We start from the raw sequence: 19,636 nt of genomic DNA, 5'->3' as shown, positions 1-19,636 counted from the left end.
GTATGAAAATGAAAGTTATAAAAGAGATAAAAGAAATGCAAAAAACGACTGCTGACCTTACCCGGGCAGGAAAGTCGATTGGGTTTGTACCAACAATGGGTTATTTACATGAAGGGCACGAACGTCTCCTTCAGGAAGCCCGGAAAGAAAACGATTATGTTATATTAAGTATCTACGTTAATCCTCTGCAATTTGGAGAGCATGAAGACCTGGATCATTATCCTAGAAATATTGATCATGATCTGTCTGTAGCGAAAAGAAATGATATAGACTTCATTTTCCTGCCTGAAAATAAAACGATGTACCCGGCTCCATTATCCATAGAAATGACGGTTAGCAAAAGAGCACACGTCTTATGCGGTCGAAGCCGTCCAGGACATTTTGAGGGTGTAGTGACTATTTTGACCAAGTTATTTAATATATGCCGTCCGACAAAGGCTTATTTTGGTCAAAAGGATGCCCAGCAGGTGGCCGTAGTGGATGCGCTTATTCAGGACTTCAATTTTCCTGTCCAGTTGGTTTCTGTACCAACAGTAAGAGAGGACGATGGTTTGGCTAAAAGCAGCCGCAATATTAATTTATCTCCACAGGAAAGATCAGAAGCACCTGCGATCCAGAAAGCTTTACAAAAGGGGAGGAGCCGCCTCATGCAGACTCGAAACCCTGACATACAGGAGGCTATACAAGAAACCCGGCAGTTTCTTGAAAGGGAAACTCGTGGTAAAATAGATTATATTGAGTTATTGTCGTATCCTGAGCTGGAGCCTATTGAAACCTTCGATCGGCAAGTAATTCTTGCTGCTGCTGTTTATTATGAGAATGCTCGATTAATAGATAATACGGTTTTCCACCCGGGAGATATATCTTAATGAAGAGGTTCGAGGAGGACTGAATATGTTCCGTACGATGATGAAGTCGAAAATTCATCGCGCTCGCGTAACTGAAGCTAATTTAAACTATGTGGGAAGTATAACCATTGATCAAAATATATTAGACGAGGTAGGAATTCTGCCGCATGAAAAAGTCCAGATTGTTAATAACAATAATGGAGCTAGATTAGAGACTTACGTAATTGCTGGAGAAAGAGGAAGCGGAGTCGTATGCTTGAACGGCGCTGCAGCTCGACTAGTACAACCTGATGATATTGTTATTATCGTGTCTTATGCTATGGTAAGTGAGAATGAATTAGCGGACTTTAAACCTAAAATCGCGTTAATGAATGATCATAATCAGATTGCCGAATTGCTGGAAGAAGAACCACCGCTTACAGCTTTACCTTTTTAGTAAGTTTATAGAGCTGCATTAGTACAGAGGGGATCTTTGCCAGGGCTTCATATAAGGCGGGGTCCTTCCTTTTTGCTATTAAGTGAAGTTTGAAAGAGGGATATTGATGACTACATTTGCTATTGTGGATTTAGAAACGACAGGAAACGCTAAAGAAGATCGGATCATTGAGATAGGGATCGTGATTACGAAAGAGACAGGCTCCGTCATCAAAGAGTTCTCTTCTCTTATTTACCCTGACAGGGGCATCCCGCCGTTTATAACCTCTTTAACGGGGATAGAGGAAGAGGATGTATTGGATGCTCCCTTTTTTTCAGAAATTATTGATGAGGTTTATCATCTTATTAAAGACAGCTATATTGTTGCCCATAATATTGAATTTGATCTTGGGTTTCTTAATGGTGAATTTAAACGATGCGGTTACGAACCATTACATAATCCTGTTATTGACACCGTAGAACTCGCACGAATTTTAATACCTACTTCCCCCACTTTCAAACTGGGACAGCTGGCCGACCTATTAGGGATGGGACATGATCGTCCTCATAGAGCCTTATCTGACGCACAAGTGACAAGAGATTTGCTGATTTATCTTCTTAAGCGAATGAGTCGTCTTCCTGAGCGGACCTTGTTTCATTTACTGAAGGTAGAAGAAAAGCTTAAAAGTGAGCTGCGTCCTTTTATAACAAAAATAAGGGACGACAAACGTTACTCTCTGGAGAAAGAAGAGGGCTACACGTTAATACATGGAATTCCAGTAAAAAAATCCAGCCATCCTCAAGCGGAAAATTCCTCTCAACTTCATCCTTTTAGTAAATGGGTAGACGAAGCTTATGAAGATAAGGAAGGCATGAAAAAAGTCATGAAGCAATATGAATCCCGTACTGGACAAAGGGATATGACTGAACTAGTGTATGAATCGTTGGAGAAATCCAAGCATGCACTGATTGAAGCGGGAGCAGGGACAGGTAAGTCCATCGCTTATTTATTAGCCTCCCTATATTATGCCGTCCAAAACGGTCAGCGGGTTCTTGTAACGACTCATACCACTAGCTTGCAGCAACAGCTGCTTGAAGAGGAGATTCCAAGTTTAGAGCATTTATTTAAACGTCCTATTCGTACAGTTCTTTATAAAGGAAGAAGTCACTATATCAGTTTGATCCACTTTAGTTATGAACTTGAGCAATCCCGTCAGGACAACTATGATATTGCTCTTACAAAAGCAATTATTCTAGTTTGGCTTACAGAAACAGCCACGGGAGATGTGGATGAAATTCAATTGCCTTCCAATGGCAGGCAATTCTGGCACAAGGTCTCAGCTGAACAATCCACCAAGACGGTCGATTTAGATTTAGGGGAAGATTCTTTCTATCATTGGGCTCAAGAAAAAGCTTCTCATGCGGATCTTCTCATTACGAACCACGCATTGTTCTGTATGGACTTAGTAAGTGAAGAACCAAGACTGCCATCTTATGACCGTGCCATTATAGATGAAGCTCATCATCTTGAACCTGTAGCCAGTCGTTACTTTGGAATAAGGATGAATTATAAGGAACTGCAGAGACAACTTAGTCAGTTTAGTGATATGTTTAAGAAAAGTACCTATCGACAATGGGTTTTTCGTGAATCCTTTTACAAAGAGGCGAAAAAGTGTCAGGCAACCGTGGATGAAGCAAAAGAAGAACTGAATCAACTGTCCAAATATATTTTTCAAAGCATTAAAAGGGAAAACAAAGGGAACAGAAAAAAAAGTGACGTTGGCCGCATTCAGTATGGAATGAAAATGGGAGAGTCATCAGGGTTCCAGTCAACTGCCAGGGAGATGTCACACCGTTTTACCGCTTTATTATTCAAGTTAATTACAGGAATGGATCACATGCGTGAACAACTGCGATTGGCTGCAAGTATGGCAGAGGATCACTCATTGCCTATTTTAATAACTAGACTCGATAGACAGATTGAACTTTGCCATCAAATCCGGAAGCAATTAACGGATTACTTTGACTCTGATTCTGAAGAACTAGTGAAATGGATAGAAATAGAGGGAGAAGGTGCAAATAATTCGATTTACCTGTTCAGTGAACCACTCAACATAGCAGATATACTGAGAGAGGAATTATTCCATAAAAAAGAGAGTGTAGTGCTTACGAGTTCGACTCTATCTACAGAAGGCTCTTTTTCTTATATGAAAGAATTATTGGGTATAGATCAAGAGGACTTGATGGAATCAATTATTCCTTCACCATACTCCTATGATCGGCAGGTTCAGGTAATGGTTCCCAATGATTTTCCAGATATTAAACGTAATCCAGAAGAATATATCGATGCCATTAGTGAAGCGATCTATTCCATTGCCGAAGTGACCAAAGGAAGAATGCTTGTCTTGTTTACTTCTTATGATATGCTTAGAAAAACTTACAGCTTGCTGAAGGAGATTATTGATCCGGAGGAATTCATGATATTCGCTCAAGGGGTGTCAAGCGGGAGCCGAGATCGATTGAAGAAGAATTTTCAGTCCTTTGAGCAATCCATTCTATTAGGAACCAGTTCATTCTGGGAAGGAGTGGATATTCCCGGTGAGGACCTTTCCTGTTTAGTAATGGTGCGTCTGCCATTCCAACCGCCAGACCAGCCTGTTCAGTCCAAGAGAGATGCTCAAATGAAAGAAAGTGGCCGAAACTCTTTTATGGAAAGGTCACTTCCACAAGCCATTATCAGGTTTAAACAAGGATTTGGAAGACTCATTCGGTCCAGCACGGATCGAGGAGTTGTTTTCATATGTGATCAGCGGTTAATGGAAGCAAGATATGGAAAGTACTTTTTAAATTCCATTCCAGAAGTTCCGGTCAGCTATCGGTCTACCCGGGAGCTGATCAATCAAATGGAACAATGGTTATAATCCAAAGGTAATTTCAATCAACATGGTCCTTCTAAACTGTTATACTAGGAAGGGCTTGATAAAAAGATAAAAAATATTATTTCTGAATCATGGAGGGAAATCATGTGGAAAATAAAGTAGAAACCCTTTCGACGGTCCGTATTCAAAAATCTGACGACCTATATAAAATTGTGGATACTTTAAACCGTACCTTGAAAGATAAAAATCTAATGTTTGGGTTGGCACTTGATGATGAGGACAATGAAACCGCAGTCTTCACCATTTACCGTACCTAGCTGGCTGAAGTGGAGCTTTATCATTATAGGAGCTCTCTTCTTTCTCAGCGGGGCTTTAGCTGTATGGATGTACGTGAGTATTAACAAGGATCTTCACACTGGAGAGGAAGCAGCCCGGGAAATGGCGCTTAATCAGACAGAGATCGCTACAGTTGAAAAAGTAAGCATCTATCACGGTAAAAGTAAGGTACATATTGTGAAAGGAAAAACTCAAGGTGGTAAAGAAGGGCTTGTTTTCATCGATTTGTCCAAGAATGAAATCTTGAATGAACAAATGAATCAGGAAATCATAGCTGAGCAACAGCTGAAGCAGAGCTGGAGAGCGGATTGTCAAAATTGTATATATAAAAATATTCAATTAGGTTACGAAGAAGAGCAGCCGGTCTATGAAATTACGTATGTAGACTCGCAGAATCGATATGTATTTGATTACTTTAATCTTAATGGAGAACGATTTAATCAGCGATTTGCATTTAAACAAAATCAATAAAGGAGTGGATATAATGGAATTAGCTAACCGCGTTCAATCCCTTACGCCATCCAGTACCCTGGCGATCACAGCACAGGCTAAGGCTTTAAAAGCAGAGGGTCATGATGTGATAGGTCTAGGAGCAGGAGAACCTGACTTCAATACACCTGCTCATATCTTAGACGCAGCAAAAAGAGCTATGGATGAAGGCTTGACAAAATATACACCTGCAGGTGGGATACCTGAGTTAAAGAATGCTATAAGTGCAAAACTAAAGCGAGATCAAAATTTAACTTATACGAATGAACAAATCATCGTTACTACCGGGGCTAAGCACGCTCTTTTCACCCTTTTCCAGGTGTTATTGAATAAGGGCGATGAGGTTATCGTTCCAGCTCCTTACTGGGTAAGTTATCCTGAACAGATCAAATTGGCAGAAGGAAAACCTGTCATTGTAACGGCTGATGAGTCGAATAACTTTAAGATTACTCCTGAACAATTGAAGGCATCGATCTCTGAGCACACAAAAGCGGTTGTGATCAATTCCCCAAGTAATCCCACAGGTATGATGTACTCAGAAAAAGAATTACAAGCCCTTGGTCAAGTTTGCCTTGATAACGATATATTAATAATTTCAGATGAAATTTATGAAAAGCTGGTGTACACATCAGAAGAACATATTTCTATTGCTCAATTATCAGAAGAACTGTATAACCAGACCGTCATCATAAATGGAGTTTCTAAATCTCATTCTATGACAGGGTGGAGAATCGGATTTGCTGCCGGTAATAAAACTATTATAAAAGCTATGTCCAACATGGCATCTCACTCTACTTCCAACCCTACTTCCATCGCTCAATATGCTGCGCTTGCCGCCTACATCGGGAGTGATGAGGATGTAACTAAAATGAGAGAGGCATTTAAAGAACGCCTGGATGTTCTTTACGATAAACTTACATCTATTCCTGGAGTAGAATGTGTGAAGCCGTCCGGTGCCTTCTACCTGTTTCCAAATGTTCAAAAAGCGGCCGAATCAGGTGGCTTTTCAGATGTAGACGAATGGGTGAAAGCGCTCCTTGATCAGGAAAAAGTAGCTTTAGTCCCTGGTTCAGGATTCGGATCTCCGCAAAATGTCCGTTTATCTTACGCAACATCACTGGATCAGCTTGAAAAGGCAGCAGATAGAATTAAACAATTTGTTAACAATCATCAATCATAAAGTTAAGCTGGAGGTATAAGCGTGAAAACAACAATTTCTCAAGTTTCAAAACATCTTAATGAAGAAGTTACTATAGGGGCTTGGCTTGCTAATAAGCGTTCAAGCGGAAAAATTGCTTTTCTTCAGTTACGGGATGGAACTGGATTTATGCAGGGAATCGTAGTAAAGGCCGATATAGGGGAAGATAAATTCCAGGAGGCAAAAGCACTTACGCAGGAATCCTCCATGTATGTCACTGGCACAATTGTGGAGGATACCCGGTCTCCATTGGGATATGAAATGCAAGTGACGGATTTCGAGATCATTCACGAAGCTGTGGACTACCCAATTACACCTAAAGAGCACGGCACTGAATTTCTAATGGATCACAGACATTTGTGGTTACGTTCTAAACGCCAGCATGGAGTCATGAAGATCCGCAATGAAATTATTCGGGCAACTTATGAATTCTTTAATGAAAATGGGTATGTGAAAATTGATCCACCGATCTTAACCGGATCTTCGGCAGAAGGAACAACAGAACTTTTCCATACCAAATACTTTGAAGAAGATGCCTATCTGTCCCAGAGCGGTCAGTTATATATGGAAGCAGCAGCAATGGCCTTTGGTAAGGTGTTCAGCTTTGGACCGACATTCCGAGCTGAGAAATCAAAGACCCGAAGGCATTTAATTGAATTTTGGATGATTGAGCCTGAAATGGCATTTATGGACCACGAAGACAGTCTGGAAGTTCAGGAGCAGTATGTGTCTCATGTTGTACAATCTGTACTCAAGAACTGTAAAATTGAACTGGAAGCGCTCGGACGCGATACCGGGCAATTAGAAAAGATTCAAGCTCCATTTCCTCGCATTAGTTACGATGAAGCCATCCAGCTTGTGAAGGAAAAAGGATTTGATGACATTGAATGGGGAGATGATTTCGGAGCCCCCCACGAAACAGCTATAGCTGAAAGTTATGATAAGCCTGTTTTTATTACAAACTATCCGGCAGAGATTAAAGCCTTTTATATGAAGCCTGACCCAGCTAGACCAGAAGTGGTCTTGTGCGCTGATTTAATTGCTCCTGAAGGTTACGGTGAAATTATCGGAGGGTCTCAGCGAATTGATGATTTAGAACTTATGAAACAACGCTACGAAGACCACGGGTTGACGGGTGACGCTTATAATTGGTACTTGCAGCTTCGAGAATATGGAAGTGTACCTCACTCTGGATTTGGGCTTGGATTGGAACGAACAGTAGCCTGGATCGCAGGTGTTGAGCACGTGCGTGAGACTATTCCATTCCCTAGATTGTTGAATCGACTGTATCCATAAGTACGGGAAAAAACACCGATTACCCGCCTCATGGCGTTATCGGTGTTTTTCTTTGAAATCATAATCGGGAGTGAATCGTATGGCTAAGTATCAAAGTTTTCAATCAATGATAGACAATCAAATGATGATACCGAAGCAGCTGTTAACGGATTATCAAAAATTAGGTATGGGAGAAAGAGAACTCCTCTTACTTCTTCAGCTTCACCGTTTCCGTGCGGAAGGGAATTTATTTCCTACTCCTGAGGAATTAGCCCAATACCTATCCGTTTCCAGTCAAGAATGTTCACGCATTCTTCGCAGCTTGATTCAAAAGCAGTTGCTGCAAATCGAGCAGCAGCAGAACGAGCAGCAGGTCTTGACGGAATGTTATTCTCTTGAACCTCTTTGGGATAAGCTATTCAGCTACACACCAAGACGGAGGGAAGAAGCCCAGGAGTTTAATGAAAATATTTTTCCGTTATTTGAACAGGAATTCGGAAGACCATTATCCCCTTTTGAGATAGAAAATATTAATATATGGCTTGATGAAGAACAGCAATCCCCTGCTTTAATTAAAGCTGCCTTACGGGAAGCGGTATTAATGAGCAAACTAAATTTCAAATACATTGACCGCATTTTAAGAGAGTGGAAGAGAAAAGGGGTTCATACGGTCGAGCAGGCACGTGAGCAGGGAAAGCAATTCCGCCAGGGCGGAAACAACAGTTCGAAAAAGAAAGAAGAGGAAAACAAGCAAAAAAAACGTGATGTATCTTTATACTACAATTGGTTAGAGGAGGATTCATAAAAAGCCTACTATGCTGAATAAAACACAAATACGTTATTGTTTAGATGTTTTTAAACAGATGTTTCCTGAGGCAGAGTGCGAATTAAACCATTCGAACCCCTTCGAATTGCTCGTGGCTGTTGTGTTATCCGCTCAAGCAACAGACTCACTTGTTAATAAAGTCACACCTGAATTGTTTCAGAAATACAGGACACCATTTGATTATATAGAGGTGTCTCTTGAAGAATTACAGAATGATATTAAGCGAATTGGTCTTTACCGAAATAAGGCTAAAAATATTAAGAAGCTTTCTCAAACGTTAGTGGATCAGTTTAATGGTCAAGTTCCGCCTACGAAAGAGGAATTAGAAAGTCTGGCAGGAGTAGGCAGGAAGACGGCCAACGTCGTAGCATCTGTAGCATTTAATGAACCCGCAATTGCTGTGGATACTCATGTTGAGCGTGTTTCCAAGCGATTAGGCATATGCCGCTGGAAAGATTCCGTTCTGGAAGTGGAAAAAACACTGATGAGAAAAGTTCCCAAAGAAGAGTGGAGCGTTACGCATCATCGTATGATTTTTTTTGGCCGCTACCACTGTAAAGCCAAAAGACCAAATTGTGAAGAATGTCCTCTCTTGGTTTTATGCAGAGAAGGGAAAAAACGGATGAGAAAACAAGAAACAAGAGAACAATAATAATGTATGAAAAAAGCGAACTCCATTTCGGAGTTCGCTTTTTTTAAGCCGCTTCTTCTGTAGGTTCTTGTTCGTCTGTATTAGGCTGCTCAGGGGCAGGTTCTTCAGGCGCTTCTTCATTATTGCTGTCTTCAGAACCTTCAGAATCCCCGTTTTCACTGTTGTTTCCGGAATTTTCAGAGCCCTGATTCTCGCTCTCTTGATTGTTTCCTTCTTCGCCATTATCGCCCTGGTTGTTCTCATTACCTTCTTCATTGCCTTCCTCAGGGGAAGGAGGTTCTTCATCTGTATTTTCTTCAGGTGGAGTGTCTTCTTCATTTGCTGGAGCATCTTCATTATTTTCCTCTGGAGCTTGTTCTTCCTCCTCAGAAGGCTCTTCCGTAGAAGGCTCTTCATCAGGAGACTCCTCTTCAGGAGTTTCTAATGGATTTCCTTGGACCCCAGGTACTTGAACTCTTTCTCCAGTGGATTCACTGCTTTCGGCTTCGCCACTGTCACTTACAGCCTTGACGGCAAATTGATAAGTTGCCCCTTGCTGAACATTAGAAACGCTGGCACTTTTATCTTTTGTCGTAGTTAATTCTCTATAATCTCCGCCATCAATCGATACGGAGACCTGGAATGAAACATCCTCTGTATCGCCGTAGGACCAGTTTAAGTCAATGGAATTTGAGCCTTCGTTATATTGTCCTGTTAGAGAATTCACAGGATCCAGCTGTTTAAATGTCTTAGAAACCTTTGATGGCTGGTTATCAACGTGGAAAAGCTCTGTTACAATCCGGCTCTGCGGTGTATTCGAACTAGGCAGCTTAGCTGGACGTGATCCTTCTTCAACTTCAACTTGTACAACGGATTCTGGCTTATTAAAGTCAGCTGTTTCTTTACCTTCTGATAATTGAGTCATTAGCGGTTTGAAGATCTGCTTAGGTATATTTTTTCCGGCATCGGATAAACCTTTTTCCATATTATTATAGCCGGTCCATATGGAAATAGAATAGTTGGTGGTATATCCATTAAACCAGGAATCCGGTGCAGTGTCCTCACGGTTTGTCGTTCCGGTTTTTCCTGCTTCAGGTAGTCCGGAGATATTAGCTGCTTGCCCTGAGCCTTCTGACATAGTAGTCTGCAGCATATCACTGATCATGTACGCCGTATAGCTGTCCATCGCAGATTTCGGTTCCGGTTTAGTATCCAGTGTATCTTCGCCTGGTACTTCAATTTTCCTCACCGTGTAGGGCTCATTATAAACGCCCTCATTCCCAAAAGTAGCGAATGCTCCAGCCATTTGCAAAGGGTTTACCCCAGTTGCTCCACCGCCATATGCCTCTACAGGCTGAGGATTAACAATGTCTATCCCCAGCCCTGATGCAAATTCTACAGCCTGGTCCATGCCCACATCCTGCAAAGTTTTGATAGCTGGGACGTTGAGGGATCGGCTTAACGCATATCTTGCTGAGACCCAGCCCCTAAAACGGTTATCAAAGTTATTGATATCTTTTCCATTAACTTCATATTCTTCATCTTTAATTTGATGATAGGTGGAGATTTTATTATATTGTATCGCCGGACCATAAGCCATGATAGGTTTAAACGTTGATCCAGCTTGCCTTGTTATATCTGTGGCATAGTTTAAGTTACTACCCTGGTAATCGCGGCCGCCTCCGATTGCACGGACAGCTCCGGTTTTTGTATCTGTGACAGCTACCCCTGTCTGGATCTCCTCATCAGGCCACGAGATAGGACCATCGCTGCTTAAGAGCTCTTGCACAGATTCTTGGGCTTTGGGGTCAAGAGTAGTATAGATTTTTAATCCATCTCTGTGAATATCAGCTCCGTCCATTTTAGCTTTGACTTCCTCTTTTACTTTTTTAATAAATGCATCGTAAGGTGTCTCTTTTTCCGTTTCTGTTTTGTCTAACATATCCTTTACATCTGTTTTTCTAGCTTCTTCAGCTTCTTCTTCTGAAATTTTCCCATGCATAACCATCAAATTAAGCACCGTATTGATTCGATCTTTCGCAAGATCGGGATTTTCAAGTGGATTATAGGCCGATGGACGCTGAGGCAGACCAGCTAAAAGAGCTGCCTGCGGTAAAGTTAACTCATTTAAGTCTTCTTTTCCGAAGTAGGTTTTGGCAGCTTCCGCAACGCCATAAGCACCTGCTCCGTAGTAGATTTTATTCATATACATTTCCAGGATTTTTTCTTTCGAATACTCCTGGTCGAGCTTAATAGCTAAATACTGTTCCTGTACTTTTCTTTCAATCGTCTTTTTGCTCGTTAGAAATGATCTCTTAACAACCTGCTGGGTAATGGTACTGGCACCTTCTGCGCCAAAGCCGCTCGTAATGTTAGCTCCGACCGCCGCTACTATTCTTCTGAAGTCAATACCTATGTGGTCGTAAAATCTTGAGTCTTCTGTAGCGATTACCGCGTCTTTAAGAACTGGAGGCAGGTCGTCATAAGTTACTTTGGTTCTTCGTTCTGCTCCGGCCAAGTCTGTAACCAGGTTATCGTTCATATCATAAACTTTTGAAGAAAAAGGAGTGGATAATTGCGATTCATCTAATTTAGGTGCACTTGAAATATAATAAGCGAACAACCCTCCGGTACCGATCATTAATACAAGACCAACGATCAATATGGTTAATAATATTTTCTTAAACAACGGCTTTCCTTTCTTTTTCTTAGAAGCCTTCATCTGATTTCTTCTTGCTGTACGTGATTGGCTTTCGTTTGCCATTTAGTTCTCCTCCAATTCAGAAATAAGCCTATCCAGAGCAGCAGCGTAATCAACTCTTGCCTGGAAATGGAAAGGAATGTGGTAACCTTCCTTTTTAATAAAAGCGTAGGGAATTGATTTTCTACCGCCTTTCCACTGCTCATCCCAAAATATAAATAGTTGCTTAGAAGGAAGTAAATACACTTCCTCCAACGGAGCAAACTTGATGATCATAAAACAAATTCCACCTTGTAGGTCCACTGCTTTCATATGGTCAATCTGGTGTTGATGGACGTTGCTTAAGGGGAATGACGTCTTATTTCTTGTTTCTTTAGCTTCGAAATCGATATACTTCCCGCGATAAACTCCATTAAAATCTGTGGTAGAAGCTTGCTTAAAATAGGCTTCCTTTATTACAGCAGCACTTCTTTTGGGATAATCCACATTTACAATCTGGACGGGGGTTGGTTTCTTATGAACTACTGCGATTTGAGACTCTAAGTAGTATTTGTTCGTTATACTGATATCTTCTTCCAGTGTCATTCCACGATTGCTGAACGTCGTCTTTTTTTGCTGTTTAGGTGCGGAAACATTCTTTGCATTAGCCGACCGTTTTCCATTGGGATATTTCATTCACTATACCTCCCTGCAGCCATGAGAGTATCATACCAAAAAATAACCTCCAAGGATATATGTGAAGGCTTCAATTTTTTAGACGTATGGACAACTAAAAGGTTTCATATATTTTAAGCATTCGACAAAAAGTTCAAATCATGGACAATTATACCATTTATTTTCCGAACTAATTACTCTATTCGAAAAAAAGAACTTGTTTAAGGGGGATTAAAAAAAGCTGCTGCTAATTAATTCAGCAGCAGCCCTTTTATTAAGTGGATGGACGGTTTTCACCAGCAAGCTTCGGATTATCCGTTTTCGCAGGTTCAGGTTTTTTAGGTTTTTGATCTTTCTTTTTTGGCATAAAAAGTCCTCCTTTACTGTCGAAGGTATTTGTTCAATTTGACTTGTTTTGTAGCATTAGTTCTAGTCTTGTCATTGGGGAAGGAGTTATACATAAACAGGAGAATTAAAAGGGTATCAGGGTAGAGGAGGAGATGAATGTGCAAATATATCGCACTTCTTCAGAATTCGAGGAGCAGCTGCTTAAATTGAAAGATAAAATGTCAGGTTTAAAGAAGCAGGTAGCCACAAAAACGGATGAGACTGTATTTAGTATGGCTGTAGCCCATAGAAAAGAAATGGATGACCTTTATGATGGATTATTTCATTTAAAGCAGCAGATTGAAGAAGTAAGGCTTGACCAGGAAGCTCAGGTTAGAGAGAAATATCATCACCCAAAGGACCAGGTTTCAGCTATATAATTCGTTGATATAGAAGATATAATCATGGTAAGGTAAACTAAAAAGGTGTGAATATATTTTGCCGTTAGAAGAACATACAAAAGATTTGAAGCAACTGATCGATCGACTCCATACTCAATTTCTGGAAACTGAGGGTCCCGTCGATAAAAAAAATCACGCTTTTTTTGAAAAAGTGAAGAAAGAGACCTCGCCTATGTTTGATCTGAACAGTCGGTGGAGTGAAGAAGCTGAGGAGTATGTAAAAAATCGAGGGGCAAGCGTACATCCGAATCAGATTAAATCTACGAATGAAAATATCGAAATGATTATTTTGCACAGCTACTATGTGGATGTGCATCGGAAAAGGTTTAAGGAACTATATCAATCCGTTCATTACGTTCTGGATATGATATTAAGCGATATAAAAAACAGGTAATAAATTATCTAAAAACCTCAGTGCAACCACTGAGGTTTTTTTGTTGATCTCCTATAATTTTTCAGAAGATGAAAGACTCTGATAATTATTCCGGAAAATAGAATTGAGGAGTTTGAATGGGTTAAGTTAAAAAAAGCTGCCGGATTAACCGGCAGCGAAGTTTATATAGAAATGTTAATTCTTTTTGAAAGCATAGGGAGTTTATTCATGTGTTGTTTTCTTTCCCGTAATTTTTACGATAATTAAATAGAATGCAGGTACAAGTAACAGGGTGAGGATAGTTGAAAATAACAAGCCAGACACGATAGACACCGCAAGTGGCTTAAACAAGACATCCCCTGTAAATATTATCGGCGTAAGAGCTGCAATTGAAGTTAGAGAAGTAAGTACAATTGGCCTTACTCTGGCACGCCCTGCTTCTATTACAGCTTCAATCGTAGATGAGTAGGTTTCTTTATTCTGTTCGATAAATTCAATCAATATAACAGAATTACGAACGACAATACCTGATAATGAGACAATCCCCAGAACTGCTAAGAAACTTAGTGGCTGGCCGGAGACGAATAGACCAATAATAGCTCCTGTAACAGCCAAAAATACAGTTCCGGTTATTAATACTGGCATTAATAACGAGTTGAATTGGATCGCGATGGTCAGATAAATCAGGAACAAGACGATCACGAACAGTTTAGCAACTTCAACAAAGAACTCTGTCTGGGCGTCTGTCTCCCCGCTTTCTACAAGAGAATAGCCGTCTGGTAAGTCTTCTTTAATTGCAGATACAACCTCATTGGACTTACTTGTAAATGTTTCTTCGGCACCTTCTTTTGGATAAGCTTCGACCGTAATCGTACGTTTGCCATCCAGATGAGGAATAGCCCCAACTTGTTCAACCTCTTCCTGAGAAATGAGTTCATCTAAGGAGAACGTATCAGGTGGTTGACCTTCACTTGGATTCTGCTGGCTGACTACCGTTAAATTTTCTAAATTAACCCCATTTGGATCTCCGTCATCAAGTATAATTTCCAGAGGAAGACGTTCGACCCCATTATCAAACGTTCCAAGAGGCACTCCGGTGTTAGCAAGCTGGAGCTGAGAAGTAATTTGACTGATCGGTATATTATTATCAGCCAGCTTATCACGGTCTGGATTAAATTGGGTAAATGGCTGTCCGGATCCAGCATTAATGGTTGCAATTTCTGCTTCATCGATGTCAGCCAGTCGATCCCTGGCATTTCTTGCTTCCTGAATGAGCGGCTCTAATTCTGGTCCTTGAATTTTCACCTGAACAGGTGGAGATGGAGGAGGACCAGACACAATGGTTTCCAGAAATACTTCTGCATTCGAAAACTCTTCTCTAAGAGGCTCTTCCCAATCATTAATAAAGGTAGAAGCGCTGGTTTCATCACGGTCTACTCTAACTAAAAGCTGTCCTGTATTTTCGCCTGAACGTGTCAGGGATGAGTTGAAGATACCAGGAAGACCTGTACCCGTATAAATCGCGGATTCCGTAATATTATCTTCTTGACCTGTTAAGAAGTTTTTCATTTCTTCAAGTTGCTCTTGAGTTTCTTCAATCGGCGTTCCCTGTGGATATTCTACGGATATAGTCACTTCGGGACGGTCCGCAGAAGGAAAGAACTCAAAAGGAATGCGAACAACCAGTGTGGCAAGTAGAGCGCATAAAATTAAACCTGTAAGAGCAGTGAGCCACGGTTTTTTAGTAGTCTTTGGCAGAATGGAGTCGGCATAAACACGTTCGATCCAATTAAAGAACCCGCCAAGGAGACCTGCTTTTGATTTATTCTGCTTTTTCTGCCGGCGTTTTCTTGCATATTGAACGGTTGGTATAAAGGTTAAAGCGATGATAGTTGAAGCAAGGATAGTAAAGATTAGCACGGTTGGTAAAGCCCGTATAAAATCACCGTTTGAACCTGATAAGAAAGTTAATGGGAAAAAGCTGAAGATAATCATAAGAGTAGAGGTAACAATCGATTTTCTTACCTCTTTAATTCCGCGTATAGTACCTTCTAAAGCACCATCTCCAAGCTGGAACCTTCGCTGAATATTATCATTAACTACAATGGCATCGTCCACGAGTATTCCAATGGCAATAATCATTCCAATAATGGATATCTGGTTTAAATCTACTCCTACGTAAGGGAGTGGAATAAGACCGATAATAATGGAAATCGGAATAGACAAAGCTACCAGAATAGCAGAAGAAATTGGTAAACCTAACACCATAATCACGATTACTGCAAAAAATGAGATCGAGAACGAAGTGATTAGATTTGTGAAGACTTCTTCTATAATCGTACTTTGTGTGTAGAATTGATCCACCTCAATAGCAGCTGGTAATTCCCCTGAGAGTGTATTAATTCTAGAGGTGATACTATCCTGTAAAGCGGATATATTTACTCCTTCCTTGGCAAGTACTGTCACAGATAACGCGGCTTTTCCATCATAAGAGATCAGGTCATCTACTTCTTCATTGATCACATTTATGGAGCCGATATCTTCAATGGTTACACTTTCACCTGCATTATTTTGACCAATTGATAATTGAGACAATTCATCAATATTTGAGTATTTATCAAGGATAAGCTGATAAATTTTGTTATCTTCCTGTTCAGTTCCTATTGCTGCAGGTGCAATTTCATTCTGGATGGATGAGATGACCTGTGAGGGAGATAATTGATTTTCTTTAAGCTGTGTATTATCTAAACTGACGGAAACTTTTTGCTCAGGCAAGCCTTTAATAAGAATAGATTCTACGCCAGTAATTCCAGTTAATTCGGTCCGCCAAGTTTCTAATGTATCTCTAAGATTATAAAGGTCTTCCTCATTGTCGGCGAGTAAGTGATAGGAAGCTACAGAAGATGAATTAAGGTCTGTATTTACATCAGGATCCTGTACCTCCCCGGGGAAACCGCGTGAAACATCAGAGACCACCTGTCGAATTTTTGAATTCACTGTATTCGGCTCAGCATCCCCGGTAAGTGTAGTGGTAATAGAACCAAAACCAGTGGTTGATGCTGATGTGACTTGGTCAACCCCCTGGATGTTTAATAATTCGGTTTCCAATGGATTAATGACGGTTCGTTCTACTTCCTGAGGCGTTGCCCCTGGGAAGACGGTAGAAATCGATGCAACATTAACATTGATCTCTGGGATTTCTCTTTTTGGGAGCTGAAGATAAGTAAAGATACCTGTGAAAATCAGCAGAATAATGAAAACCCAAATGATCTTATTGAATTGCAGTATTTTGGACATCTCTGTTCCTCCTTATTACCATTAAAATTAATCAGCTATTTTTTTGATTACATCAAGTATAAACTTTTTTTTGACACATGTGTCAAATATTAATGCCCTGAATGTGTTTTTTGAATAAGATTATGATCTTTTTGTAATCGCTTTACATATATGTTGAATTGTTTTATAATTATCTTCCCAATAAAAGGGAGGTTATAATATGAATCAGGAACAGTTAATTCAACATGCTAAAGATAGTCGGGAAAAGGCTTATACTCCCTATTCTAAATTTCCTGTAGGAGCAGCACTTCTAACAGCGGATGGCACTCTGTACACCGGATGTAATATTGAGAATGCGGCTTACCCGGTGGCGTGCTGCGCAGAGAGAGTGGCCATTTTTAAGGCCATTTCAGAGGGTCACGTTAAATTTCAGGAGCTGGCTGTAGTCGCAGATACAAAGCGTCCCGTTCCACCTTGTGGTTCATGCCGTCAAGTGATGAGTGAATTCTTTGATTCCAACGTGAAGATTCATGCTTCTAATCTCTTGGGAGATTGCAAAACGGTGTCTATGGATGAATTACTGCCATTTTCTTTTTCATCCGCCGATCTGCCGGAGGAATCTTCTTAGGTAATCGCTTTACATAGAGAGAAGGAGGGATGCGATCCTTCCTTTTTTTCTTTTCTTTAGCAGGAATTATATGAATGTGTACTTGACTACTTTGTAAGCTTCCTTTTTCATTTATGAACGATGGGGAAGTTCTTAGTAATATGATAATTTCGCCCAGTACATCTTGCAGATGCATGACATACGCTGATAAGGAATAGACGATAAGGAGTGAAAGTTGTATGCATCAGCATTCAATGCAAGGTCAAGGCGCTCAATCCTGCAATAGGCGTCCGATCGTTTGCCCAGTACAGCAATGTGTAGTAGACAATTTCTTTGTAGAAAATCAAGATTATATTCATCCGACGCACATATTAGTTCAAAACCATCATTTACTAAATAATTTTCATTATTTCCCTTATATGACTTCGGAGGCTAATTCTTTCCAAACTCAGGATTACGCCTTTCCACAAGGGTCTTCACCGGATTATAACTGGATGGATTACATGTCTCAAAACCAAATGGGTCAGGGCCAGATGCCGATGATGCCTCAGGATCAAATGGGAATGGGTCAGGGCCAGATGGGGATGATGCCTCAGGATCAAATGGGAATGGGTCAGGGCCAGATGGGGATGATGCCTCAGGATCAAATGGGAATGGGCCAGGGTCAGATGCCGATGATGCCTCAGGATCAAATGGGAATGGGCCAGGGTCAGATGTCAATGATGCCTCAAGGTCAAATGGGAATGGGTCAAGGACAAATGCCAATGATGCCGCAAGGACAAATGGGCCCAATGGAATAATTAAAATAAGCCACTAGCTGTGGCTTATTTTTTCATATAGGAAGATGAAAGCCTTCTCTTCTTGTCTAATTAACCAAAAGGGAGACAAAGCATGAAAACGATTGTTGTTACAGGCTACAAACCGATGGAACTCGGAATTTTCAACCCTGAAGATAGTAAAGTAAGCTTTATAAAAGAAGCCATTAAGAAAAGGATTCTATCCTTATTAGATGAAGGACTGGAATGGGTTCTGATTTCAGGTCAAATGGGGGTAGAACTTTGGACCGGAGAAGTTGTACTCGATTTAAAAGAAGAGTACTCGGTTAATCTGGGGATAATTCCGCCATTTGAAAATCAGCAGGAAAGATGGAAAGAAGCCTACCAACTGGTATATGAAGAGGTAACGATGATGGCGGATTTTTATAAGCCGGTATATAATAAAGGGTATGAGGGACCGTATCAATTTCGTGCTAAAGACCAGTTTTTAGTGGAACATTCCGATGGATGCCTGGTATTGTATGATGAAGAGACAAAGGGGAGCCCGGATTACTTTTTAACAGCGGCTTCAAACTATGCTGCTTCTCATACTTATCCTATTCTCTACATAACTCCATTAGATTTGGATGAAATAGTGGAAGAACTGAGAATGTCGAACCCAGATTACTGGAGCCAATAATTTTTTCTAAATACAAAATTGACATTTCCGTCAGCTTTTGAAAAAATAAACGTAATGTGCTGAACAGAGGTGAAGATAATGAACTTAGAAAATATCCACTTAACAAGTAAAGAGATTCTTGAAAAAGATTTTAAAACGTCCATGAGAGGGTATAATCAAGAAGAAGTGGATGAATATTTAGATTTAATCATCCAGGATTATGACCATATGCAGCAGGAGATAGAAAGATTACAGCAGGAAAATGACCGGTTGAAACGTATGTCATCCAGAGAATCGACACAACGTGTAAAACAACCCGCCAATAATAATCATCAAGTCAATTACGATATTTTAAAACGAGTGTCTAATCTGGAAAAAGCCGTATTCGGAAATAAATTCGCTGATTGATTCCACTAATTCCCACGTGACAGCGTGGTGAATATTTGGTACACTATTTTAGTGCATCTCTTAAGATGCTGACGAATCTAATGCATAAAGTAATTTTGAATACTCGGGTAATCGCTGTATGATTTTCATACAGAGGAAAGTCCATGCTCGCACAGTCTGAGATGACTGTAGTGTTCGTGCCTGACGAAACCATAAGTCAGGGTAGCTTATGTAAAGCTAACGGCAAGGAAAATTCCTAAGTCTGTTAAGATAAGGAATGAATACTTTGAAAGTGCCACAGTGACGAAGCCAAAATAGAAATATTTTGGGTGGAACGAGGTAAACCCCGCGAGTGAGCAACCCAAATATAGGTAGGGGCACTCTCTTAATGGAAAATGAACCAACGGAGAGGCCGGCATATAGTCGGCAGATAGATGATTGCCACCGGAGTACGAGGTTGACCGCCGTTTGCAGTACAATGGAACAGAACATGGCTTACAGAGTATTCAAAGGTCACTTT

Annotated in this window: 18 protein-coding genes and 1 other RNA gene; 16 read left to right on the top strand and 3 right to left on the bottom strand. The window is 40.6% G+C overall.

The window, feature by feature from the left end; all coding sequences use genetic code 11:
* Positions 1-8: 8 nt before the first annotated feature.
* From panC to nth, 9 genes are all read left to right on the top strand, one after another.
* A complete protein-coding gene (gene panC, locus HBHAL_RS11005; RefSeq protein WP_014643492.1) occupies positions 9-869 on the top strand; it encodes a pantoate--beta-alanine ligase in 861 nt (286 codons plus the stop codon).
* Between the two features lie 25 nt (positions 870-894).
* Positions 895-1,284 (top strand): aspartate 1-decarboxylase, encoded by a 390-nt coding sequence (gene panD / locus HBHAL_RS11000; RefSeq protein WP_014643491.1) that lies wholly within the window; start codon positions 895-897, stop codon positions 1,282-1,284.
* A gap of 106 nt (positions 1,285-1,390) precedes the next feature.
* Positions 1,391-4,183, top strand: a complete 2,793-nt coding sequence (gene dinG, locus HBHAL_RS10995) for an ATP-dependent DNA helicase DinG (RefSeq protein WP_014643490.1) — start codon at positions 1,391-1,393, stop codon at positions 4,181-4,183.
* A 104-nt stretch (positions 4,184-4,287) separates the two neighbouring features.
* Positions 4,288-4,458, top strand: a complete 171-nt coding sequence (locus tag HBHAL_RS20580; protein ID WP_065814010.1) for a YpmA family protein — start codon at positions 4,288-4,290, stop codon at positions 4,456-4,458.
* Positions 4,415-4,948 (top strand): cell wall elongation regulator TseB-like domain-containing protein, encoded by a 534-nt coding sequence (locus tag HBHAL_RS10990; protein ID WP_145956040.1) that lies wholly within the window; start codon positions 4,415-4,417, stop codon positions 4,946-4,948. The genes HBHAL_RS20580 and HBHAL_RS10990 overlap by 44 nt, the downstream gene beginning before the upstream one ends.
* 13 nt (positions 4,949-4,961) lie before the next feature.
* Positions 4,962-6,146, top strand: a complete 1,185-nt coding sequence (locus HBHAL_RS10985; protein ID WP_014643487.1) for a pyridoxal phosphate-dependent aminotransferase — start codon at positions 4,962-4,964, stop codon at positions 6,144-6,146.
* Positions 6,147-6,167: 21 nt separating this feature from the next.
* Positions 6,168-7,460: an asparagine--tRNA ligase gene (asnS, locus tag HBHAL_RS10980; protein WP_014643486.1), complete on the top strand. Its 1,293-nt coding sequence runs from the start codon at positions 6,168-6,170 to the stop codon at positions 7,458-7,460.
* 79 nt (positions 7,461-7,539) lie between these two features.
* Positions 7,540-8,244, top strand: a complete 705-nt coding sequence (locus HBHAL_RS10975) for a DnaD domain-containing protein (protein ID WP_014643485.1) — start codon at positions 7,540-7,542, stop codon at positions 8,242-8,244.
* A 10-nt stretch (positions 8,245-8,254) separates the two neighbouring features.
* Positions 8,255-8,917: an endonuclease III gene (gene nth / locus HBHAL_RS10970; protein ID WP_014643484.1), complete on the top strand. Its 663-nt coding sequence runs from the start codon at positions 8,255-8,257 to the stop codon at positions 8,915-8,917.
* A gap of 43 nt (positions 8,918-8,960) precedes the next feature.
* Here the strand turns inward: nth and HBHAL_RS10965 are convergent, their stop codons facing one another.
* Together HBHAL_RS10965 and recU are read right to left on the bottom strand one after the other, a co-directional pair.
* On the bottom strand, positions 8,961-11,660 hold the full coding sequence (locus HBHAL_RS10965; RefSeq protein ID WP_014643483.1) for a penicillin-binding protein 1A: 2,700 nt from the start codon (positions 11,658-11,660) through the stop codon (positions 8,961-8,963).
* Positions 11,661-12,272 carry a Holliday junction resolvase RecU gene (gene recU, locus HBHAL_RS10960; protein ID WP_014643482.1) on the bottom strand — a complete coding sequence of 204 codons (612 nt, stop codon included), beginning with the start codon at positions 12,270-12,272 and terminating at the stop codon, positions 11,661-11,663. It lies immediately after the preceding gene.
* A gap of 485 nt (positions 12,273-12,757) precedes the next feature.
* Here recU and HBHAL_RS10955 point away from each other — a divergent pair, with 485 nt between their 5' ends.
* Both HBHAL_RS10955 and HBHAL_RS10950 read left to right on the top strand, forming a co-directional pair.
* Positions 12,758-13,018 carry a hypothetical protein gene (locus HBHAL_RS10955; RefSeq protein ID WP_014643480.1) on the top strand — a complete coding sequence of 87 codons (261 nt, stop codon included), beginning with the start codon at positions 12,758-12,760 and terminating at the stop codon, positions 13,016-13,018.
* A 58-nt stretch (positions 13,019-13,076) separates the two neighbouring features.
* On the top strand, positions 13,077-13,433 hold the full coding sequence (locus HBHAL_RS10950; RefSeq protein WP_014643479.1) for a YppE family protein: 357 nt from the start codon (positions 13,077-13,079) through the stop codon (positions 13,431-13,433).
* Between the two features lie 201 nt (positions 13,434-13,634).
* Here the strand turns inward: HBHAL_RS10950 and HBHAL_RS10945 are convergent, their stop codons facing one another.
* A complete protein-coding gene (locus HBHAL_RS10945; protein WP_014643478.1) occupies positions 13,635-16,709 on the bottom strand; it encodes an efflux RND transporter permease subunit in 3,075 nt (1,024 codons plus the stop codon).
* 199 nt (positions 16,710-16,908) lie between these two features.
* Here HBHAL_RS10945 and HBHAL_RS10940 point away from each other — a divergent pair, with 199 nt between their 5' ends.
* The 5 genes from HBHAL_RS10940 to rnpB all read left to right on the top strand — a co-directional run bounded on the left by HBHAL_RS10940 (position 16,909) and on the right by rnpB (position 19,619).
* A complete protein-coding gene (locus HBHAL_RS10940) occupies positions 16,909-17,316 on the top strand; it encodes a cytidine deaminase (RefSeq protein WP_014643477.1) in 408 nt (135 codons plus the stop codon).
* 218 nt (positions 17,317-17,534) lie between these two features.
* A complete protein-coding gene (locus HBHAL_RS10935; RefSeq protein ID WP_014643476.1) occupies positions 17,535-18,095 on the top strand; it encodes a CotD family spore coat protein in 561 nt (186 codons plus the stop codon).
* Positions 18,096-18,186: 91 nt separating this feature from the next.
* A complete protein-coding gene (locus tag HBHAL_RS10930) occupies positions 18,187-18,750 on the top strand; it encodes an SLOG family protein (protein ID WP_014643475.1) in 564 nt (187 codons plus the stop codon).
* A gap of 78 nt (positions 18,751-18,828) precedes the next feature.
* The gene (gene gpsB / locus HBHAL_RS10925) at positions 18,829-19,137 is read left to right on the top strand and encodes a cell division regulator GpsB (RefSeq protein ID WP_014643474.1); all 309 of its coding nucleotides are present in this window, start codon (positions 18,829-18,831) and stop codon (positions 19,135-19,137) included.
* Between the two features lie 99 nt (positions 19,138-19,236).
* An RNA gene (gene rnpB, locus HBHAL_RS20520) (RNase P RNA component class B) lies at positions 19,237-19,619 on the top strand.
* Positions 19,620-19,636: the final 17 nt, after the last annotated feature.

Source organism: Halobacillus halophilus DSM 2266 (assembly GCF_000284515.1).
Taxonomy (GTDB): Bacteria; Bacillota; Bacilli; order Bacillales; family Halobacillaceae; genus Halobacillus; species Halobacillus halophilus.
The sequence above is the reverse complement of the archived record's forward strand: the minus strand, read 5'-3'. Positions and strand labels throughout refer to the sequence as shown.

Coding starts and splice junctions, on each gene's coding strand:
- panC (WP_014643492.1), top strand. CDS start 9: ATGAAAGTTATAAAAGAGATAAAAGAAATGCAAAAAACGACTGCTGAC.
- panD (WP_014643491.1), top strand. CDS start 895: ATGTTCCGTACGATGATGAAGTCGAAAATTCATCGCGCTCGCGTAACT.
- dinG (WP_014643490.1), top strand. CDS start 1,391: ATGACTACATTTGCTATTGTGGATTTAGAAACGACAGGAAACGCTAAA.
- HBHAL_RS10990 (WP_145956040.1), top strand. CDS start 4,415: ATGAGGACAATGAAACCGCAGTCTTCACCATTTACCGTACCTAGCTGG.
- HBHAL_RS10985 (WP_014643487.1), top strand. CDS start 4,962: ATGGAATTAGCTAACCGCGTTCAATCCCTTACGCCATCCAGTACCCTG.
- HBHAL_RS10975 (WP_014643485.1), top strand. CDS start 7,540: ATGGCTAAGTATCAAAGTTTTCAATCAATGATAGACAATCAAATGATG.
- nth (WP_014643484.1), top strand. CDS start 8,255: ATGCTGAATAAAACACAAATACGTTATTGTTTAGATGTTTTTAAACAG.
- HBHAL_RS10965 (WP_014643483.1), bottom strand. CDS start 11,660: ATGGCAAACGAAAGCCAATCACGTACAGCAAGAAGAAATCAGATGAAG.
- recU (WP_014643482.1), bottom strand. CDS start 12,272: ATGAAATATCCCAATGGAAAACGGTCGGCTAATGCAAAGAATGTTTCC.
- HBHAL_RS10945 (WP_014643478.1), bottom strand. CDS start 16,709: ATGTCCAAAATACTGCAATTCAATAAGATCATTTGGGTTTTCATTATT.
- HBHAL_RS10940 (WP_014643477.1), top strand. CDS start 16,909: ATGAATCAGGAACAGTTAATTCAACATGCTAAAGATAGTCGGGAAAAG.
- HBHAL_RS10935 (WP_014643476.1), top strand. CDS start 17,535: ATGCATCAGCATTCAATGCAAGGTCAAGGCGCTCAATCCTGCAATAGG.
- HBHAL_RS10930 (WP_014643475.1), top strand. CDS start 18,187: ATGAAAACGATTGTTGTTACAGGCTACAAACCGATGGAACTCGGAATT.
- gpsB (WP_014643474.1), top strand. CDS start 18,829: ATGAACTTAGAAAATATCCACTTAACAAGTAAAGAGATTCTTGAAAAA.